The 18613-nt window shown below is 61.0% G+C and carries 19 protein-coding genes; 9 read left to right on the forward strand and 10 right to left on the reverse strand.

Going from position 1 to position 18613, the window contains the following annotated elements:
* Window positions 1–27 precede the first annotated feature (27 nt).
* On the forward strand, window positions 28–960 hold the full coding sequence (locus ABV518_RS04200) for a sugar-binding transcriptional regulator (RefSeq protein WP_367765545.1): 933 nt from the start codon (window positions 28–30) through the stop codon (window positions 958–960).
* Between the two features lie 412 nt (window positions 961–1372).
* Here ABV518_RS04200 and ABV518_RS04205 read toward each other — a convergent pair whose 3' ends face one another.
* The 5 genes from ABV518_RS04205 to ABV518_RS04225 form a co-directional block, all read right to left on the reverse strand.
* A complete protein-coding gene (locus tag ABV518_RS04205) occupies window positions 1373–2932 on the reverse strand; it encodes a sugar ABC transporter ATP-binding protein (RefSeq protein WP_367765546.1) in 1560 nt (519 codons plus the stop codon).
* Window positions 2933–2976: 44 nt separating this feature from the next.
* Window positions 2977–3975, reverse strand: coding sequence for a substrate-binding domain-containing protein (locus tag ABV518_RS04210; RefSeq protein WP_367765547.1), 999 nt, complete (start codon window positions 3973–3975; stop codon window positions 2977–2979).
* Window positions 3976–4000: 25 nt separating this feature from the next.
* Complete coding sequence (locus tag ABV518_RS04215) at window positions 4001–4999, reverse strand: ABC transporter permease (protein WP_367765548.1); 999 nt, start codon at window positions 4997–4999, stop codon at window positions 4001–4003.
* Window positions 5000–5238: 239 nt separating this feature from the next.
* Complete coding sequence (locus tag ABV518_RS04220) at window positions 5239–5916, reverse strand: SIS domain-containing protein (protein WP_367765549.1); 678 nt, start codon at window positions 5914–5916, stop codon at window positions 5239–5241.
* Window positions 5917–6594: 678 nt separating this feature from the next.
* The gene (locus tag ABV518_RS04225) at window positions 6595–7053 is read right to left on the reverse strand and encodes a redoxin domain-containing protein (protein ID WP_367765550.1); all 459 of its coding nucleotides are present in this window, start codon (window positions 7051–7053) and stop codon (window positions 6595–6597) included.
* 86 nt (window positions 7054–7139) lie between these two features.
* On the opposite strand from ABV518_RS04225, the gene ABV518_RS04230 reads away from it, so the two are divergent.
* Window positions 7140–7616, forward strand: a complete 477-nt coding sequence (locus tag ABV518_RS04230; RefSeq protein WP_367765551.1) for a MarR family winged helix-turn-helix transcriptional regulator — start codon at window positions 7140–7142, stop codon at window positions 7614–7616.
* On the opposite strand, the gene ABV518_RS04235 is transcribed toward ABV518_RS04230, so the two are convergent.
* Window positions 7610–8194 carry a TetR/AcrR family transcriptional regulator gene (locus ABV518_RS04235; protein WP_367765747.1) on the reverse strand — a complete coding sequence of 195 codons (585 nt, stop codon included), beginning with the start codon at window positions 8192–8194 and terminating at the stop codon, window positions 7610–7612. The genes ABV518_RS04230 and ABV518_RS04235 overlap by 7 nt on opposite strands.
* A 131-nt stretch (window positions 8195–8325) precedes the next feature.
* Between ABV518_RS04235 and ABV518_RS04240 the strand changes: the two genes are divergently transcribed.
* Complete coding sequence (locus ABV518_RS04240) at window positions 8326–9159, forward strand: alpha/beta fold hydrolase (protein ID WP_367765552.1); 834 nt, start codon at window positions 8326–8328, stop codon at window positions 9157–9159.
* Window positions 9160–9423: 264 nt separating this feature from the next.
* The gene (locus ABV518_RS04245; protein WP_367765553.1) at window positions 9424–11046 is read left to right on the forward strand and encodes an amidohydrolase; all 1623 of its coding nucleotides are present in this window, start codon (window positions 9424–9426) and stop codon (window positions 11044–11046) included.
* Between the two features lie 74 nt (window positions 11047–11120).
* Here the strand turns inward: ABV518_RS04245 and ABV518_RS04250 are convergent, their stop codons facing one another.
* Complete coding sequence (locus tag ABV518_RS04250) at window positions 11121–11681, reverse strand: OsmC family protein (RefSeq protein WP_367765554.1); 561 nt, start codon at window positions 11679–11681, stop codon at window positions 11121–11123.
* Window positions 11678–13210, reverse strand: a complete 1533-nt coding sequence (locus ABV518_RS04255; RefSeq protein ID WP_367765556.1) for an amino acid permease — start codon at window positions 13208–13210, stop codon at window positions 11678–11680. Before ABV518_RS04255 ends, ABV518_RS04250 begins: the two co-directional genes overlap by 4 nt.
* Window positions 13211–13622: 412 nt before the next feature.
* Here ABV518_RS04255 and ABV518_RS04260 point away from each other — a divergent pair, with 412 nt between their 5' ends.
* Both ABV518_RS04260 and ABV518_RS04265 read left to right on the forward strand, forming a co-directional pair.
* Window positions 13623–14039, forward strand: a complete 417-nt coding sequence (locus ABV518_RS04260; RefSeq protein ID WP_367765557.1) for a RidA family protein — start codon at window positions 13623–13625, stop codon at window positions 14037–14039.
* A complete protein-coding gene (locus ABV518_RS04265) occupies window positions 14033–15280 on the forward strand; it encodes a MalY/PatB family protein (RefSeq protein ID WP_367765558.1) in 1248 nt (415 codons plus the stop codon). Before ABV518_RS04260 ends, ABV518_RS04265 begins: the two co-directional genes overlap by 7 nt.
* 50 nt (window positions 15281–15330) lie before the next feature.
* On the opposite strand, the gene ABV518_RS04270 is transcribed toward ABV518_RS04265, so the two are convergent.
* The gene (locus ABV518_RS04270) at window positions 15331–16086 is read right to left on the reverse strand and encodes a transcriptional regulator (RefSeq protein WP_367765559.1); all 756 of its coding nucleotides are present in this window, start codon (window positions 16084–16086) and stop codon (window positions 15331–15333) included.
* Window positions 16087–16270: 184 nt separating this feature from the next.
* Window positions 16271–16861 (reverse strand): TetR/AcrR family transcriptional regulator, encoded by a 591-nt coding sequence (locus ABV518_RS04275; protein ID WP_367765561.1) that lies wholly within the window; start codon window positions 16859–16861, stop codon window positions 16271–16273.
* A gap of 111 nt (window positions 16862–16972) precedes the next feature.
* On the opposite strand from ABV518_RS04275, the gene ABV518_RS04280 reads away from it, so the two are divergent.
* The 3 genes from ABV518_RS04280 (at window position 16973) to ABV518_RS04290 (ending at window position 18563) form a co-directional block, all read left to right on the forward strand.
* Window positions 16973–17722: an SDR family NAD(P)-dependent oxidoreductase gene (locus ABV518_RS04280; RefSeq protein ID WP_367765562.1), complete on the forward strand. Its 750-nt coding sequence runs from the start codon at window positions 16973–16975 to the stop codon at window positions 17720–17722.
* 78 nt (window positions 17723–17800) lie between these two features.
* On the forward strand, window positions 17801–18124 hold the full coding sequence (trxA, locus tag ABV518_RS04285; protein ID WP_367765563.1) for a thioredoxin: 324 nt from the start codon (window positions 17801–17803) through the stop codon (window positions 18122–18124).
* Between the two features lie 61 nt (window positions 18125–18185).
* On the forward strand, window positions 18186–18563 hold the full coding sequence (locus tag ABV518_RS04290; protein ID WP_367765564.1) for a carboxymuconolactone decarboxylase family protein: 378 nt from the start codon (window positions 18186–18188) through the stop codon (window positions 18561–18563).
* The last annotated feature ends 50 nt before the right edge of the window (window positions 18564–18613 follow it).

Genomic DNA, 18613 nt, shown 5'->3' on the forward strand with positions numbered 1-18613 from the left:
ACGAGTAAGTGAGAGGACAGGACAAAGATGACGGGACCGGAAGAACGCCTCAGGATGGCCTACGTGGCGCGTCGCTACTACCGCGACGATGCCACTCGGTCTGAGATCGCCGACGAAATTGGTGTCTCCAGGTTCAAGATCGCGAGAATGCTTGAGCGCGCGAAGGACCAGGGAATTATCAAGTTCGAGATCAGTGCGGGGGATCTCGTCGATCCCAGCCTCTCTGTGGACCTCCAGAAGCGATTTGGCCTCCGCCGCGCTTTGGTTGTGGGGGCCCCCGGCGATACCGACGACATCGCCCGCGAATACGTCGGAAAGGCCGCCGCCCAGCTCTTGACCGAGATTGTTGAAGAAGGCGACGTGGTGGGCTTCACCTCTGGCCGGACTGTATACGCGGTTGCGGGCTTCCTTGAGTCGCTTGCCCGTTGTGATGTCGTTGCTCTCGGCGGTGTGGCGGGCCAGGCCACCGAGCATGGTGTTGAGATCCTGCGCCGCGCCCAGCGCATCGCCGGCGGGCGTATGTGGCCTATCTTCGCCCCATTGGTTGTTCGGGATCCAGCAACCGCCCGCGCGCTCCTGCATGATCCGCTCATCCATGAGGCGACCTCCCAGTTTCAGCGGGTCACCAAGGGCGTAGTTGCGGTGGGCAGCTGGGACCCGCCCAACTCGCAGCTGTACGATGCGGCACGTGAACTGGGATTTGCCGATAAGCTCCTTGCCCAGGGTGTCGTGGGCGAAGTGGCCGCCACCCTCATCGCCGACGGTGGAAAAACAATTGACACCATAGATGATCGAACCATTGCCATTCGGGCAGAAACCCTCAGGAAGATCCCGGAAGTCATATGTGTCGGAGGCGGCGCCTCAAAAGCACGTGCTATGCGGGCCGCCATAGCAGCCGGGCTTATTGATTCTGTGGTCACCGACGCATCATTGGCGCGTGAACTGCTCACAATGAATTAAGGCCCTCCGATTGGCTTGAATCAGGTCCAGGGGTGGGGAGCGTATGGCGTCCAGAGCCAGCTGCGCTGCGTCGGCTCCCCACGTCTGAAAGAAGATTCCCCCCGCCCCGGTATCAGTCCACAAAAGCATGGAGCTCGCGCATGTCCTCCACCGTGAGACTGGATGCCTTGAGGATCGAGGCGTCGGAGGTGACCCCATCGATGAGCGATCCCGCAGGAGCGGAGCGACGGCTGCCGTGTCGGCATTATCTGCATTGAGGTGCATTGGGGCGTTCACGTGCGACCGCCTTCATTTCTGGGGAGGCTGGGACGCCCCAGGGCTTTTTCGGGATGCCGGACGAATAGTCTTGGGAACCTCGGCCTCGTGGGGCAGTGGGCACCGGTTTACCTCAACCGGTGCCCGCACCTGGCGCTTACGCCCGCAGTTCTGCGGGGTCGTCCCAGGCAAGCTCGCGCAGCTGTGCAGGGCTGACTGACTCTTTCGCGAAGACCGTGCCATCGCAGCTGCCCTTTCGGAAGACACAGATGGTGTTGGCCAGGCCTGTCAGTTCTTCCTCTTCACTGGATACCACGATGACAGCGACGTTCTTTTCGCGTGCGAGACGGCGAATGATGTTATGGATCTCCTGCTTTGCTCCGATGTCTACGCCCTTGGTGGGCTCGTCGAGCAGTAGCAGTCGTGGCGCCTGCAGGGTTGCCCTGGCGAACAGGGCCTTCTGTTGGTTGCCGCCAGAAAGAGCAGTGATCGGTGATGTGATCTCACCGCGGATCCTCATCTGCGAAAGCACCTCATCGGCGCTGCCGCGCAACTTTTTCCAGTTCAGCAACCCGGCCCGCATATGGCGTCCCAGGATGGGAAGCACAGCGTTGTCGACGGACGACAGTTGAGGGATGAATCCGTCGGATTTGCGTTCTTCCGAGACGAAGGCTACCCCGGCCTTGATGGCGTCTCCGGGACGTCGGGGAGTGTACTTCCCTCGTTCGAGGGACAATTCTCCTTCTGCCAAGGGTTCTGCACCATAGACAGTGCGCAGGAATCTGGAGCGACCTGAGCCGATCAGGCCGTAGATGCCGAGGATTTCCCCTTGATGGACTTTGAGGCTTACTCCGGACAGCCCGTTGCCGCGAACGTTTACAGCCTCGAGCACGGGGGCGCCGAACGTCTTCCGCAGCTCTTCCTCGTTGATTTCTTCTATGTCCCCTGGAAGGGGCCCGCCTCCGACGATCTCCTCCACGGGTACTTCATGATCGCCGATGATGGCATCGACGACGATCTGCCTGTCGACTTCGTTGACGTCGCCGTCCAGAACGATACGGCCGTTTGAGAGTCCAACGATCCGGTCGGCCACGGCAAATACCTCGTCGAGTTTGTGGTCGACCAGCAGCACGCCGACGCCCTTTTCCCGGGTCAGGCGCCGGATGATTGCAAGCAGGTCATGCACCTGCTGTTCTTCCAGTGCCGTTGTGGGCTCGTCCAAGAGCAGATATTTGGCCTCGTGGTGGATGGCGCGTGCGACTTCCAGCAGTTGGCGTTGGGCCACTGAAAGAGTCCCGACAGCGTCTGTGGCCCTGACCGGGATACCGTACTCGCGGCAAAGGTCGTCGGCGATGCGCTGCATCTCATTGCGGTTGAGGAGTGCTCCCGATTTCCGTTCCTGTCCCAGGAAAACATTCTCTGCAACGCTCAGCTGGTCAATCAGGCTCAGCTCCTGGTAGACGCAGGCGATGCCGGCATCTGTTGCGTCTTTCGGCGAGCTGAAGCCCGAGGCGTTCCCGTCAACGCTGATGGTTCCGCTGTCCGGAACTTCAGCCCCGGAGAGGGAGCGGAGCAGGGTGGATTTTCCTGCTCCGTTGTGGCCGATGAGGGCCACAACTTCGCCCGGGCGGACACGCAGGCTGACGTTGCTCAGCGCCCGCGTGGCGCCGTAGGTCTTGGAGATGTCGGTGACAACAAGTCCTGACACATCAGACATGGTTCATCTTCCTTCTTTTCGTGTTCGCCCGGGACCAGGTGTATTTAGCCGACTTCGCCGGGGCCCGGTGTCTGACCGCTGACAAAGACCTTCAGTGGCTGTAGGACCTGCTTTTCAACGTTCCCTCCGCCAATGAAGGTCTTCATGTTGTCTAGCGTGATCTTGGCGTATTCAGCCGGTTCCTGAGCGGCGCAGGCTGCGTAGTTGTCCTGAAGCGGGGTGTCGGCTGCGCAGAAGGCATAGACCTTGACCTTGTCCTTTTTGTTCTGCTGCGAAACGGCCTGCAGCGCACCGACTGCGTGAGGGCCGGCGTCGGCAAAAATAACGTTCAGGTCCGGGTTGCCCTGCAGGAGGTCGCCGGCGACCTGGAGACTGACGCTCGGGTCGATTTTTCCGTTGACCGTGGTACTGACCTTGGCATTCGGGTTGGCCTTGAGGGCGGTGGTGAAGCCTTCATCGCGCTGGTTGGTTGGGATTTGGTCGGGGTTGCCGATGATCCCGGCAACGATTTTGGCGTCCTTGCCGAGGTCTTTGAGCGCCTGCTCACCCATCTGCTTGCCGCCGGCCACCTGGTCTGCACCGACATACTGGACGTACGAGGCGTTTTGGGTCTTCAAGTCCTGGTCTGAGACGATCACGTTCACGGTGAACACGGGAATCTTTGCCGCATTCAGCTTGGCAACGCTGGCCGCACCAGGACCCGAGTTGACGGCGTTCAGCGCTACGGCGCAGACGCCCTGCTGGATGAAGGAATCGATCTGAGCCAGCTGGTTTGAATCGTTGTCGTTCGCGATGGCGACCTTGACATCGTAGCCAAGTTCCTTGCCGTGATCCTCGAAGCTCTTCTTCATGGAAACGTAGTAAGGGTTCACGGTGTTGGGTAACGCGACGCCGATGGTCGGCTTGTCACCCGTGCACGAGGCTGGTAGGCCCGCCGGTGAAGCGGAGCCGTCAGGCTTGGCTTCGGTAGATGCGTTCGAACAGCCTGCCATGCTCAGGGCCAGCAGCGCGATTGCTGCAAGGGGGGCGAGTTTGATCTTCATTGGTCATACCTTTCTAGAGCGATTATTAGGATTGTGAAAGAGGGGCGTTTGAGGTCTGGGAAGCCGCCGGACCGGGTCCGGTGGAGGTGTGTGATCCGGCCGTGGTCGATGTGTCTTTGCCTGGTGGTATCGGTGAGGGTTTGCGTGCCCGGCTCCGTCGGTAGGTGTCGAAGGAAACGCCCGCGAGGATGATGAGGCCGATAACCAAGGACTGCCAGTAGCTTTGGACATTGAGGACGTTCATTCCGTTGCTGACTACGGCGATGAGAACCGCGCCGATCATCGCGCCAAGGATGGTCCCGACTCCTCCAAAAAGGGAGATGCCTCCCACGACGGCTGCGGCGATTGAGTAGAAAAGCTCGTTGCCCGTTCCTGTAGCGGGGAATCCGACCATCAAGCGCGACGTGGCAATGATGCCGCCCATTCCCGCGCAGAAACCGCTGACGGCGTACACGAGGACGGTGGTGCGGGGGATATTGACACCTGCGAGGCGGGCTGCGGCTTTGTTCCCGCCCATAGCATAGATGTGCACCCCGGGGCGGGTCAGCCGGAGGTAACACCCTGCCACGACCGCCGTGATGACCAACAGGACAACAGGAAGCGGAATGCCGGCGATTTTGCCTTGCCCGATCCACGAAAATCCGACGTCGACTACCGAGACGGAGTTAGCGCCCGTGGCGATGAGTGGAATCGCCAGGGCGACACCCTGCGTTGAGAACGTGGCGATGAAGGCGGGGATCTTCAGGTAATGAACCAGGAGGCCATTTACGACTCCTAGTGTTGTTCCAACCGCGAGACCAAGAAGCGCAGCAACCGGCCACGGGAGTCCTGATTGCATCAGCAGTGCTGAAAGCACCCCGGTCATGGCCACATTGGCGCCGGTTGAGAGGTCAATTCCGCCGGTCAACAGGACGAAGGTCTGCCCCAGTGCAAGGAAGGCAATCACGGTGCCGTTCACCAGCAGCACCAGAGCGTTATCAATGGTACGGAATGTCGGGGACAGAAGGCTGAGCACGACGACCACTGCTATGAGGACGCCGAGTATCCCAAGTTCTTCCGGGATGCGTCGCTTGTTCATGGGAACCTCTCTGTTCTGAAGAATTAAGTAAAGCGATATGGCGCGAATGCGCTAGCGGGGGATTTGGTTGACTTGATTACGGGCTAGCTGTGCTGGCCCAGCGGCGCCATCGGTCCGATCTAGCGGACATAAATCTTGGGGAAGTCGTTGACGGCATCGAGGCGGTCGCGGACAGTGAACGCCAGTCAGTTCCTCAACTTTTCGTTGAGCGGCATTACAGGGATGTCCAGAGCTTCAACGGCTGGAGGGAGTGCCGGCACCTTGCCGACCGCACCGCCGGGGTGGATGTACTGGACTCTGTCCCAGGGGTACTGTCGGGCGCGCATTAGAACCACAGCTAAGGCGTCCAGCCATGCACTGTGCGCCAGGGTGCTGCCCATGGCGATGAGGCTGCCTGGGTCAGCAGGGGGGAATGGGCGGAACGTGACTGCTATGTCGGCGGATGCCGCCAAGGGCGATTCCGCGTTGGAGGTTAGCGCAACGACCTTTACCCCTTGAGTTGCCACCCTTAGAGCCAGCTCGTTAACTTCACCCGAGGATCCGCCCTTTGACAGCGCGATCATGACGTCGTCCGGCCTCAGCGAGCCCATCGACCCGTGCAGGCCGTTGGTCGGGTTAAGGAAGTAGGCCGGGGTTCCCGTAACTGACAGGAGATGGGCACTGCGGGCGGCTGTGAATCCGCTCGTTCCGGCTCCCGTGAGCACTACCATTCCGGTGGAATTGAGAACTAGCGATGCGACGCGGACGAACGTCTCGTCGATTTGATCAACGACGTCCCTTACCGCTCCTTCTTCGGCGGAGACAAAGGAACGTGCTGCGTCGATGACAGCGTCCACGCCACCATTCGTGCCGGTTGTGCTCATTTGTGTGGTCCACCTCTCAGTTTGAGCTTTCCTAAAGTATGGACCAAACGCTCAATATGTAAAAGGTGGGCGCTCAAATGAGCGAAATCAGGAGGGATCGTCCAATTTACTTTGGCGAAAGCGGGCTGGGAGAAGGCCTAGCTGGCCGATCTGAGGTCGCCGGAATGATCTTGGGTTCCGGTAATGGTGCCTTCTCGCACAAGGAGTGCGAGCCTGATGTCTTCTTGTCAAGGGCGCCCCGCTTCGGTGCACCACGATTCCCGACGCGATCGCTCTGGAGTCCTGCGCAGGGTGACAGTAAGGACCCTCCGTCCGGCTCCCCGTGGTGTTCAGTGGGGGAGTGCCGGGAGCCGGTTTGGATGGGTTATGCCCCGTAGGTGACGGTGATGATGGCCCGCGCCACGTTGTGTCCTGCCATCGAGAATCCGAGGTAGTGGTGAAAAGTTTAGCCGTCACCGCCTATAATCCGACGCACCACCGGCAGCGGCTTGTGGCACTGGGTAGTCGCCAACATCGCCCCGGACATCTCAAACCTGGCCAGCGGTGCCGGAAGCAAATCCGAGACCGCTGGCCTGGCGGAGCGATCCAGCTTAACGGCGACGTCGGCTTGGCAGATCGTAGCGGGAGGCGGTGGTCGTGTGCATGCAGGTTCCTTCGGTTCTGTGATTGGGGCTGGGGTTATCGGGAGATGGGCAGGTTCTGGATGGCTTCGTCCAGTTCGGGCAGGCGGAGGCTATCTCCGGGGTTGGTCGCGACGTGCGAGTAGCGGACCTGTCCGTCCTGGTCCAGTAGCATTCCGCCGGATTGCTGGATCAGCCCGAACACCTTCCGGAGTAGGCCGGCTTCCTCGTGGGCTGTTCCGCTGCGGCCGGTGACGACGTCGAATGGCACACGCTTTGCTGCCTTCCAGGCGGCCGCCTCTTCGGTCCCGGTGGGGAGGGCGACGACGACGTCGACGCCGACGGTGCGCAGGGCGTCCTGGCGCGCTGCAAGTTTGCGGACGGCGCTGTTGCATTGCTGGCAAGTGGGTGCCCGCATGAAGTAGACGAAGGTGGCACGTCCGGGCTCCAGTGCGAAGCCCTTGCCGTCGGTGTCGATGAGGTCCAACTGCAAGGCTTTGCCGATGTATGCGTTCATGCCGTTTTCTCCTATATACTCAAGTGGCCTGATAGACAGGTAACTTGAGTATAGCGTATGCCGGACATCGCGATAGTGTGGAAAGAATGAAAACGCCCCCAGAGCTGCCGATGGCGCTCCTCGCCAACAGGGTCTTCAAGGCGTGCGAAGCGGATTTCTTCGAAGCTCTTGGCGATGAGGGGTACACCGACATCCGAATGCGGCACACGGCGCTTTTCGAGGCGCTCGACGAGGATGGGACGCGCGGCAGCGTCCTGGCGGAACGGCTTGGCATGACACAGCAGGCCATGGCCCAACTGCTCGACGACACCCAAGCTGCCGGCTATATCACCCGGATTCCCGATCCAACTGACCGGCGGGCCCGCGTCGTCATGCTCACGGACCGCGGCCAAGCCGCCGTCGAGCTCTGCTACGCACTCCTGACGCGGATTGAGCGCGAGTACGCGCGCCTCCTCGACGACGGTGACGAGTATTCCTCCCTCAAGCGTGGACTCACGCGACTCCTCAACACCCTGGCCTCACGAACAGAAACAACAGCGCCGGCGAAGCCGGACACCTACTGACCGACCAGTGCCGCCCCGATCAATACTTCGGCGGCCGCGCGGGCTTGCCGGGCGGGCTCGGCGTTGCCTGAGATTGCGGCGGTGGTCTGCGCTCCCTCTGCCAGTATGGCCAGTTGCGGGGCCAAGGCAGGCGGCGCGCCCATCTCTGCGGTGAGAGTCGAAAGATACTTCTGGAAGTCCTCCTTGTGACTCCTGACGATTTCGGCAACCCGGGCAGACGTGCCTCCGAGCTCGCCAAAAGAGTTGATGAAGGCACATCCGCGGAAGTCTTCCTGGATGAACCACGCGGCAAGGAAGTCATAGACAGCCAGGAGCCGCTCACGGGGTTGTGTCTCGCGGGCCACCGCAGAGCTGATTCCCTCCGTCCACTTTCTGTGGCGGGCGAGCAGAACTTGCTCCACGATTGCATCCTTGGATGGAAACAGCCGGTAGAGCCGTTTCAGGGAGATCCCTGAGGCGGTGCGCAGTTCATCCATCCCTACGCCCTGGATCCCTTTGGCATAGAAGAGCCGGTCGGCCGCTTCGAGGGCTGATAGCCGCGAAGTCTCATCATCGGCCGGGCCGGAAGACGTTTTTATCCCCGGAGCAATCTGGTCTGGCACCACTGTGGCCCTGCTTCCCAAAAGGACTTGCGCGGATAACGATCGTTCTCTATAGTAATGCAAGTCACCAGAGAACGGTCGTTCTCTGCACTCGAAAGGATCATCCCATGGCTTTCATTACGGTCGGAACAGAAAACAGCACTGACATCGAGCTGTACTACGAGGACCACGGCGCGGGCCAGGCGGTAGTGCTCATCCACGGGTATCCCTTGGACGGCCATTCCTGGGAGAAGCAGAGCGCTGCCCTGCTCAACGCCGGGTACCGCGTCATCACTTATGACCGCCGGGGGTTCGGGCGCTCCAGCCAGCCCACCATCGGTTACGACTACGACACGTTTGCCGCCGACCTGAACGTGATCCTGGAAACCCTTGACCTCACGGACGCTGTTTTGGTCGGCTTCTCGATGGGAACCGGCGAAGTAGGCCGTTACCTTGGCACCTACGGATCGGACCGCGTTGCGAAGGCAGCCTTCCTGGCCTCCCTGGAACCGTTCCTGTTGCAGACCGATGACAACCCCGACGGCGTCCCACAGGAGGTTTTCGACGGAATTCTCGACGCCGTCACCACTGACCGCTACGCTTACTTCTCCGACTTCTACAAGAATTTCTTCAACACCGACGAAAACCTCGGAACCCGCCTGTCTAAAGAAGCCCTGCGTAACAGCTGGAATGTGGCTGCCGGCGCTTCGTGGTATGCCTCGAGCGCGGCCGTGCCCACCTGGACCACAGATTTCAGGGCCGACATCCCGAAGATCGATGTTCCTGCCCTCATCCTGCATGGAACCGCGGACAACATCCTGCCTATAGATGCCACCGGGCGCCCGTTTTACAAGGCGCTGCCAACGGCGGACTACGTAGAGATCGAGGGAGCTCCCCACGGGCTGCTCTGGACTCACGGCGAGGAAGTGAGCGAGGCACTGCTGGCCTTCCTCGCCAAGTAGTCCCTCCTACGAGAGTAGATCCGTTCCCAGCAGGTTCCCCAGCCGGCTGCCCAGCCGGGCATCGCCATTGATGCCCGGCTTCAGGTGGTCGCGGAAAGCTTAGTGTTGTGCGCGAAATGACAACCGATCCCGTTCCACACCTCCCTAGAGTCGTCTCCATCACTACTGAAGGGGATGGGTTGTTTGATTGGTAATACGGCGGATTTGGTGCTGGTAAATGGAACTATCGCTACGTTGGACAGCGCCCAACCAGTGGTTTCGAAGTTGGCTGTCAAGGACGGCAAGGTTCTGGCCCTGGACGAGGACGCAGAGCTGGCATGCGGGCCTCATACCCGCATCATTGACCTCCACGGCTCTTACGTGATGCCGGGCCTGCTTGACGTGCACAACCATCACATGGTTGCGGGACAGATGGAGCTGTTCGAACTCAACGTTCCCCCGGTCCTGAGCCTGGATGAGCTCCTTGCTGCGGTTGCGCGCTACGCTGCGGGGCTCGGACCGGACGAATGGCTGGTGGGCGGCAGCTGGGGCTCCGGGCTCCTGGCCGAAATCAACTCAACCGAGGCGCTCGCCCGGCTGGACGCAGCCACGCAAGGACGCCCGGCGCTGCTCAAAGACGACAGCAAACACAACCGCTGGGCGAACTCGGTGGCCCTGGAGCTCGCCGGTATTGGCAGGCAGACCCAGGATCCCCAAGGCGGCCAGATCCTCCGGGACGCCACAGGCAAGGCGACCGGGGTCCTGATCGAGGCCGCAGGGGTGCTCCTTGAGCAGACCCTGGCACGGCTCCGCCCGGAATCCGTACAGATGCTCGGGCAAGCGGTTGAACGTGGGATCGGCATCCTCCACTCGTGCGGCGTGACGGGCTTCCAGGACGCAGCTTCCTCCCTCCAGCAGATGCAGGCGCTGAAGGCGCTTGACGACGCCGGGCAGCTGAAGGCCTGGATTGTCACGTCGATGCCGGTGAACGACCCGATTCTCGGCACCCACCCGCTGGGGGAAGACATCATCGCCCACCGGGACGGGTTTCGAAGCGAACATCACCGCCCTGACTTCATCAAGATCTTCCTCGACGGCGTCCCGCCGGCAGGCACCGGAGCCTTCATCGAGCCGTACCTCCCCGGCGTCGGCTTCCCGGAATGCCATTGCGGCACCACAGCATTGCAGGCGGACGAGCTGGAGGGGTGGCTGCTGCGAACAGCGGATCGCGGCATCTCTGCGAAGATCCACTGCACCGGGGACGCCTCGGTGCGGCTAGTGCTGGACACCGTGGAGAAGGTCCGCGCCGCAGGCTACTCCGACGTGAAGTACCACATCGCGCATGGCCAGTTCGTCCAACCGGATGATATTCCGCGATTTACCGAGCTGGATGTCACCGCCGACATTTCTCCCTCGCTCTGGTTTCCGGGCGTCATCACCCAGGCAATAGCTGCCGTCCTGCCGGCCGAGAGGGCGTCCAGGATGCAGCCGAACCGGGCACTTCTCGATGCCGGTGCGCGGATCGCCGGCGGGTCTGACTGGCCGGTGAGCATCTCCCCGAACCCTTGGGAAGGCATCTACGGACTGGTGACCCGGATGGACCCCACCGGCATGTTCCCTGGGAGTCTTTGGCCCGAACAGGCCATCAGCCTGGACGAAGCCATTAGCGTCTACACCACCTGGTCCGCCGAGGCGATGGGCCTCGATGATGTCACCGGGGCACTGACGCCCGGCAAGTCCGCTGACTTCGTTGTGCTCAGCGCCAACCCCCACCAGATAGACGTGGACCAGGTCCGCCACATTACTGCCACTCAGACATGGTTTGCCGGCCAGAAGGTTTACGACGGCGATCCCATGCCCGGTGCCGATCCTGACGAACGCCTGGTTGCCGGACGGCTGGGAGCTTAAACGGCGTCGTTGGATGGTGCTCAACCCCGGGTTCCGACCCAAGAAGCAAGGCCGGAACCCGGGGTCGAATTGTGTTAGACGAGTCGGGTGGTGACGGTTACCGGGTTGGCGATGGTGTCCCGGATGGGCGAAGTCTCCTGGAGAGCCTTCACGAGTTCCTCGAGCTGCTCGCGAGGGGTGCCTGCGCTGTCGATCTCCACGTCGACGGTCACCTGGTTGGCTCCCTTGCGGACGGTCTTATCGATGCCCAGGAAGCCGCTGAGATCTGTCTCGAAGCCCAGCGTCAGGCGGACCTCGTTCAGGGTGATGTTTCGTGCCGCGGCGAGGAAGGCCAGGGTTGCCGTGTAGCAGCCGGCGAGGCTCTTGAGCAGGTATTCGGAGGGGCTGACGGCGGTGTCGGTTCCCAACAGGCCGAGGGGTTCGTCGCTGTGCAGCGTGAATTTCCCGAGACGTGATTCGTCCGGAACCCCGGCTTGGACCAGCGGGCCGGTCTGGGTCTTCGCCGTCAGGCCGCCGGTGGACTGGCTGAGCAGGGTGAAGGTCAGTTGGCCGAGTTCACGCTGGGCGGTCACGGCTGCGACGGTTGCTTCGACGGCGGTCTGGTCGACATTGGGCTGTGCGGTTGCGGTGTTCATTTGTATTCCTTTGTTGTTGATGGGGTGGTATGTGACTCGCCCGGCTTCGGCAGTGTTGAGGAGGCGCCAGTAAAGCTGTCACGTGTCTGTGCAATGCCCCTGATACGCTCCCTGCAGACGAACCATCCGACCCCCATGAGGGCGGCGGCCACCAGGGTAATTAGGAGCGTTGGTGGAGAGTCGACGAAAATCATGACCAAAACCGCCGCCAGGAAGATGACCGAGATGTATCCGGTGTAGGGTGCGCCGAACATCCTGAATGAGGGGCGCGTAAGCCAGCCTTTGTCCGCCCAGCGTTTGAGCTGGATCTGGCATAGAAGGATGGTGGCCCACGTGGTGATGATGCCGACGGCCGAGACGCTGAGGACGATTTCGAAGGCTTCGCCCGGGACCAGGTAGTTCAGCGGCACGCCGAGGAGGGATACGCCTGCGGTGATGGCGATGCCGCCGTATGGAACGCCGGCCTTGTTCATGCGGGAGGCGAACGTGGGAGCCGAGCCGTTGACGGCCATGGATCGCAGGATCCGGCCCGTGGAGTAAAGGCCCGCGTTCAGGGAGGACAGGGCTGCGGTCAGGACCACCAGGTTCATGATGACGTCCACACCCTGGATGCCGATGGAGCCGAAGAACGTCACGAACGGGCTGACACCCTTTTGGTATGACGTGTACGGAAGCAGCAGGGAAAGCAGCACGACCGAGCCGACGTAGAACACTGCAATGCGGAAGATGACGGAGTTGATGGCCTTGGGAATGATCTTTTCGGGGTTCTCGGTTTCGCCGGCGGCCGTACCCACCAGTTCAATCGAAGCGTAGGCGAATATGACGCCCTGCATCAGGACGATCATGGGGAGCAGGCCTGTGGGGAAGAAGCCGCCGTTGTCCAGGATGAGCTGGATGCCGACCGGGGACCCCGCAGGTGTTCCGAAAATGACGAAGTAGGTGCCGACGACGAGGAAGACAACCAGCGCCGCCACCTTGACAAAGGCGAACCAGAATTCCATTTCGCCGAAGACCTTGACCGAGATCAGGTTCAGTGCAAGCACTACCACGAGTGATATGAGGGCCCATGCCCACTGCGGAACCGTTCCGATCCATGCCACATAGTTGCCGAAGAAATTCATATACAGTGCCGCGGCGGTAGTGTCGGCCACCGTCGTCGTGGCCCAGACAAGCCAATAGAACCAACCGGATGCGAAAGCAGCTTTCTCGCCAAAGAACTCGCGAGCATAGGAAACGAACGAGCCGGACGTGGGCCGGTGGAGTACCAGCTCGCCAAGAGCGCGGAGAATGAGGAAGGCAAAGAATCCACAGATGGCGTAGGCAAGGATCAGCGAGGGACCCGCGGCCGCCAGGCGACCGCCGGCACCCAAGAACAAGCCCGTGCCGATCGCGCCGCCAATGGCAATCATCTGGATCTGTCGTGGCTTCAGGCTCTTGTGATAGCCAGCGTCTTCAGCATGGACGCGGCTGGATTGACGGGGGTTTACCCGCTCTGGCGGCAGGTCAAGGTCGGATAGCGGAGTAGACATGGGGGCCTTTCTTGGGGCGGCGGCGCTGATGTGTCGGACTGGGCAACGATGGTCCGAATTGGGCGTCTGTCCTGGACTTGACGGGTTTTCCTGCATCCGCTGCCGCGGTATCCAAGCACGGGGGAAGGCTGGGTAACAGCGAGAGCGGGATTGAATGCCCGGGCGCTGGAATGCCTCCAGGCTTTCACTTGTGAGTTGAGGATATGCTCCACATCACAGCTTAATCAACAGTTCGTTGCAAAAACCTTAAATGTTTAGTTGCAACCGTCCCGGCGAAGGCCCGTTTCCACGGACGTGGCTTCCATATCTACACTTTCTGTGTAATCATGGTCAGCGCGGCCTGAGGCCACGCCTGCAGCTTCCCCTGCTCTGTTCTCCGGCACCGATATTCGACTAGATGGAAGGCACAACCATGACTCAGCCAGTTACCGCGCCGCCTCTTTATGCCCGTGCCATGCGCGTGGGCGAGTTGCTGTTCATTTCGGGCCAGCTTCCCGTCAACGACGCCGGGCTTCTTTATCCGGGCCATGTAGGGACGGCAGTCACCATTGAAGAGGCAAGGGAAGCGGCAGCCCTGGCAGCCGGCAACTGCCTTGACGTCATCCGCGAGACCTTGGGTTCCCTGGATGATGTGAAGGGCGTTGCGCGGCTGGGCGGCTACGTCGCAGCCGGCGATGGATTCAACAACGCGCCAGCCGTCGTCGATGCAGCGTCCCAGGTAATCTTGGACGCACTGGGCGACCGGGGCCGGCACGCACGCCTGGCGTTGGGAGTGGCTTCCCTTCCGTTGGGGGCCTGTGTCGAAATTGAGTTGGCAGTCCAGTGCTGACGGCAAACGCGATGAATGCCGGCGATCCGCTCCCGGCCATTGACGTGCCCAACCCGTTGGAGGAGCTTAGCCTGGCGGAGCTTCGCCAGCGCACCAGCATGAAATGGCGTATGCACCCCGACGAAGTGCTGCCGCTATGGGTCGCCGAGATGGACGTCAGGCTCGCACGGCCCGTCGCCGATGCCCTTCATCGTGCCATCGACATTGGGGACACGGGTTATCCGATAGGAACTGCCTACGCCGAGGCGTTTGGGGCTTTCGCTGCAGGGAACTGGGGATGGAGCGGTCTGGATGTGAGCAGAACGGCGATCGTGCCGGACGTCATGATGGGCGTCGTGGAACTCCTGCGCCTGGTCACGAGTCCCGGCGACGCGGTCGTGGTTAACTCCCCGGTCTACGCACCGTTCTATGCCTTCGTCAGCCACGACGGCAGGCAGATTGTTGAGGCGCCTTTGGGCCAGGATCTGCGGATTGACCTGGACTCGCTCGAGGAAACCTTTGGCCGGATTCGACAGGAAGGACGCCGGGCCGCCTACCTGCTGAGCAACCCCCACAACCCCACTGGAACAGTTCACACGGTAGGCGAACTCAGCGCAGTTGCGGAGCTCGCAATCAAGTTCGGTGTACGGGTGGTTTCGGATGAGATACACGCCCCGCTTGTCCTGCCCGGAGCGCGGTTTATCCCCTACTTGAGCGTGCCCGGCTCTGAAAACGGGTTCGCTGTAATGTCTGCTTCCAAAGCGTGGAACCTGGCAGGCCTTAAAGCAGCCTTAGCTGTTGCCGGGCCCACTGCCGTCGCAGACCTCAACCGCATGCCCGAAGAGGTCAGCCACGGACCAAGCCACCTCGGCCTCATAGCCCACACCGCCGCGCTTGAGCATGGGCAAGAGTGGCTCAAAGCCCTGCTCCAAGGGCTGGATTCAAACCGGGCCCTGCTTGGCCGGTTGCTTGCGGAGCATTTGCCCGACGTAGGCTACCGGCAACCCGAAGGAACGTACCTGGCCTGGCTGGACTGCGGCCATCTTGGGGGCCAAACACCTGACAGTCGCCCCGGACTCGCCGTGGTGAGTGACCTGGCCGGCCCGGCCAGGCTCTTTTTGGACGAGGCCAGAGTGGCACTGAGCTCAGGCCATGTGTTCGGAAGCGGCGGTGCCGGGCATGTCCGGCTGAACTTCGCCACTTCCCAAGCAATCCTGACCGAGGCAGTTGAACGCATGGGACGGGTACGCCCAACTCATTGAGCTGAATGCTGGAACTAAGCCTGGACTACACTGTCTGGGCCTAGTCCTTTTCAAGCACTCTCTTCAGCCGTTCCGTTCACTTCGTTCAGGTAGTTATAGATCGTGAACCGGGTCACTCCTAACGCAGCGGCTGCTGTTTCGGCTGCCTGCTTAATCAGGAAAAAGCCACGCCGGTCAAGCTCCGCCACTACTTGTACCTTTTGTTCCTTACGCATTTCTCCAGGCGGAACCCCAACAGCGGATATGGCTGCATCGATGAGGCGTTCGCTCAGTTCTTCTACACTATGCGGGAAATACTCACTGGCGTTCGGGCGCTCCGACCCGGACTCCGGCCTCTTGGCTGCGGGTGAGGCCTGCGCCTGCGTGGGCACACCTTCATGCCCGAGGACGAAGCGGTCCATGGCCGAGCGCAGCGTGACCCAAGCCGAAACGTCGGTGTTCAGGCACAGTGCTGCGGCCGCTCGCCCGTCCCTGTCCGAATAGATAATGGTAGTGCTTTGGAGTATTCGGCCGTCTGGCAATTGGGATCGGTAACCGACCTCATGGCTCAAATCTCCGGCAGCCACTCTTTCGAGAAGTTTGTCAGTAGGCGGGTCACCAATCCGCCTGCCGGTAACAACCCCGGCAATGGCCCGCACCGTGTTCGGGATGCGCTGTAAGTCGTGTAGTACGACTTCTGTTGGTTGTGAAACGGCCGCCTGCAGGGGCTCCACCAGAGGCTCAAGGATGCGGTTGATTGACTCGGCGTCCAACCCCTGAAGTCCCTCCGTTGCTGGCACCGTTGCCCTCCTGGGTTCATTGCTCATGATTTGCCCTCGCTGTCAGCCATTGTTGAGATCCGGGGACCCGGGAACTACACAATTTTAACACTTCGTGTAAAAGGCGGAAGGCAACTCTCCCAAGACGCTCCTCGGTTGGCGTGCGTCAACAAAACCTTGCTAGGACCCATGGCATGAAGGTATCCGTCATCCTCAACTTTCCAAGGGCCATTTAGGGCCTCGGCACCACCTGCGCGGCGAGGATGGCAGCGGCTTGGAGTTCCTCCTTGGGGGCGCCGGAGGCTGCTTCAACACTCAGTCCGTAAATTGCCGCCATGACACACCGCGCCAGGGCGGCGCAGTCGGTCCCGGCTGGCAAGTCGCCGCCCGAGACGGATTTGTCGAACCGATTCAGGACGGTCCGCCTCATCTCCTCGCGGGCAGCCGCAAGGAGATCGACTATTTCATGGTGCGGCTGCCCGGACGACAGGCCGGCCTGAATTGTCATACAGCCGGCAGGCCGGCCCGGAGCTGTGAAGACTTCAACTCTCCCCGTCAACAGTTGTAACACTGCCTGGTAAGCAGTGGGCTCCGCCATTGCCACCTCCAGCTGAACCGTCCGCTCGCACATATAGCGGTCCAACGCTTTTTCGAACAGTTCACGCTTACTGCCAAAGGCCGCGTACAGGCTTGGCGGATTAATGCCGAGCGCCTGGGTGAGGTCCGCTATGGAAGTGCCCTCATAGCCTTGGCGCCAAAACAGCTCCATGGCTGTGTACAGGGCGGCGTCGCCATCGAAAGCGCGCTTACGGCCTCTGGTCATGTCAACCCTCCTCTACGGCGTTCGTGGCCGCGATTTGCTTTTTCTGTAGTCTTCGCTACAGTATATCTCATCAGTTCTTTAGTGACCACTACATAAAAGATTGGAATCTTCGTGGGCAAGTTGACTGGCAGGACAGCAGTGATTACGGGCGGCAGTAGCGGAATCGGACTCGCTACCGCCAAGAAGTTCATTGCTGAGGGTGCCTACGTGTACATCACTGGCCGCCGTGAAGAGGATCTTGCCAAGGCAAGCGCCGAGCTGGGGGGAGAGGTAGTTACCGTGCAGGGTGATATCGCAAACCTGGACGATCTCGACCGCCTGTGGGCACAGGTGAAGCGGGAGCGCGGTTCCGTAGACGTTATCGTCACCAACGCAGGCATTGCTGAAGCCGCAACCCTCCCTGAAGCTACTCCGGAGCACTTCGACAAGACGTTCGGCATCAATGCCCGCGGCACGTTCTTCACGGTTCAGAAGGCGCTGCCCCTGCTGAACAACGGAGGCGCTGTGGTCTTGGTTGCCGGGGTCGGTCACATGCTGGGGTGGGCGGACTTTACCGCGTACTCAGGAAGCAAGGCCGCCGTTCGGTCCTTCGCCCGCAGCTGGGCCGCGGAACTCATGGGCCGGAACGTCCGGGTCAATTCCGTCAGCCCCGGCCCGGTGGAGACGCCAATCCTCGACGGATTGTTTGCCGGAGCGACGGATGCCGACGCCGTGCGCGCCGGACTGGCGGGTTCCGTTCCGATGGGCCGTTTGGGAGCGGCTGAAGAGATCGCCGAGGCGATCACCTTCCTTGCCTCCGATGACGCGAGTTTCATTACCGGAACTGACATGGCTGTTGACGGCGGCACCACCCAGCTTTGAGAACCCCTGCGGGCTCCGGCCAATCCTCGGCTGTTGAATTCCTACCAACCGAAACAAGATAGATAAAAGAGGAAACCAATGTCTGTACGAGCGACGACAACGTCCACATTTCAGTCCGATGTCCTGCAGAACGGACTTCCTGTCCTGGTCGATTTCTGGGCTCCCTGGTGCCCGCCCTGCCGCGCCGTTGGTCCTGTTCTTGACCAGCTGGCACAAGAGCAGGAAGGAAAGATCGAAGTCATCAAGGTAAACGTCGACGAGAATCCCGAACTCGCCCGGAAGTACGCTGTCACGTCGATCCCTGCGTTCAGGGTTTTCAACAACGGCGACGTCGTGGGCTCCTTCCTTGGCGCCATGCCCAAGGACGCGTTCGAAACACGGCTGTCACCGTACCTCAGCTAGTTTCCATCAATTCAGTTCTGTCATTCTCACCCATTACGCAGCCCAAACGAAGGGAAATCCCATGACATACCATGAGCACACAGACCACCGTTACCTCCGCAACCTCCGTACCGGAGCGCCGGACGCGGTGAAGGCTTTCCTGGCATTCGACCAGGAAGCACTGAGCGGCGCCAACAAGGTTATTTCACGGAAGAACACCGAGCTCATGGCCGTTGCCGTGGCGCTCACGACCCAGTGTGCATACTGCATTGAAGCCCATGTAAAGGCCGCGAAGGCCGAAGGTGCGACCGCTGAGGAACTGTCCGAAACAGTCATGATCGCTTCGGCACTGCGAGCGGGCGGCAGCTTCGCCCACGGGTTCATGGCTATGAAGTTCTACGAAGGAGCACCGGACTCGGTGGCCGCAGGCCACACCCACGCCGCGGCCGGAGTTTCCTAGCCTTCCCGACAATCACCGGCCAGTCCCATGACGCCCTGGGGGCAAATTGG

The sequence above is a fragment of the Arthrobacter sp. HS15c genome, from assembly GCF_040812005.1.
Lineage (GTDB): Bacteria > Actinomycetota > Actinomycetes > Actinomycetales > Micrococcaceae > Arthrobacter.

Coding starts and splice junctions, on each gene's coding strand:
- ABV518_RS04200 (WP_367765545.1), top strand. CDS start 28: ATGACGGGACCGGAAGAACGCCTCAGGATGGCCTACGTGGCGCGTCGC.
- ABV518_RS04205 (WP_367765546.1), bottom strand. CDS start 2,932: ATGTCTGATGTGTCAGGACTTGTTGTCACCGACATCTCCAAGACCTAC.
- ABV518_RS04210 (WP_367765547.1), bottom strand. CDS start 3,975: ATGAAGATCAAACTCGCCCCCCTTGCAGCAATCGCGCTGCTGGCCCTG.
- ABV518_RS04220 (WP_367765549.1), bottom strand. CDS start 5,916: ATGAGCACAACCGGCACGAATGGTGGCGTGGACGCTGTCATCGACGCA.
- ABV518_RS04225 (WP_367765550.1), bottom strand. CDS start 7,053: ATGAACGCATACATCGGCAAAGCCTTGCAGTTGGACCTCATCGACACC.
- ABV518_RS04230 (WP_367765551.1), top strand. CDS start 7,140: ATGAAAACGCCCCCAGAGCTGCCGATGGCGCTCCTCGCCAACAGGGTC.
- ABV518_RS04240 (WP_367765552.1), top strand. CDS start 8,326: ATGGCTTTCATTACGGTCGGAACAGAAAACAGCACTGACATCGAGCTG.
- ABV518_RS04250 (WP_367765554.1), bottom strand. CDS start 11,681: ATGAACACCGCAACCGCACAGCCCAATGTCGACCAGACCGCCGTCGAA.
- ABV518_RS04255 (WP_367765556.1), bottom strand. CDS start 13,210: ATGTCTACTCCGCTATCCGACCTTGACCTGCCGCCAGAGCGGGTAAAC.
- ABV518_RS04260 (WP_367765557.1), top strand. CDS start 13,623: ATGACTCAGCCAGTTACCGCGCCGCCTCTTTATGCCCGTGCCATGCGC.
- ABV518_RS04270 (WP_367765559.1), bottom strand. CDS start 16,086: ATGAGCAATGAACCCAGGAGGGCAACGGTGCCAGCAACGGAGGGACTT.
- ABV518_RS04275 (WP_367765561.1), bottom strand. CDS start 16,861: ATGACCAGAGGCCGTAAGCGCGCTTTCGATGGCGACGCCGCCCTGTAC.
- trxA (WP_367765563.1), top strand. CDS start 17,801: ATGTCTGTACGAGCGACGACAACGTCCACATTTCAGTCCGATGTCCTG.
- ABV518_RS04290 (WP_367765564.1), top strand. CDS start 18,186: ATGACATACCATGAGCACACAGACCACCGTTACCTCCGCAACCTCCGT.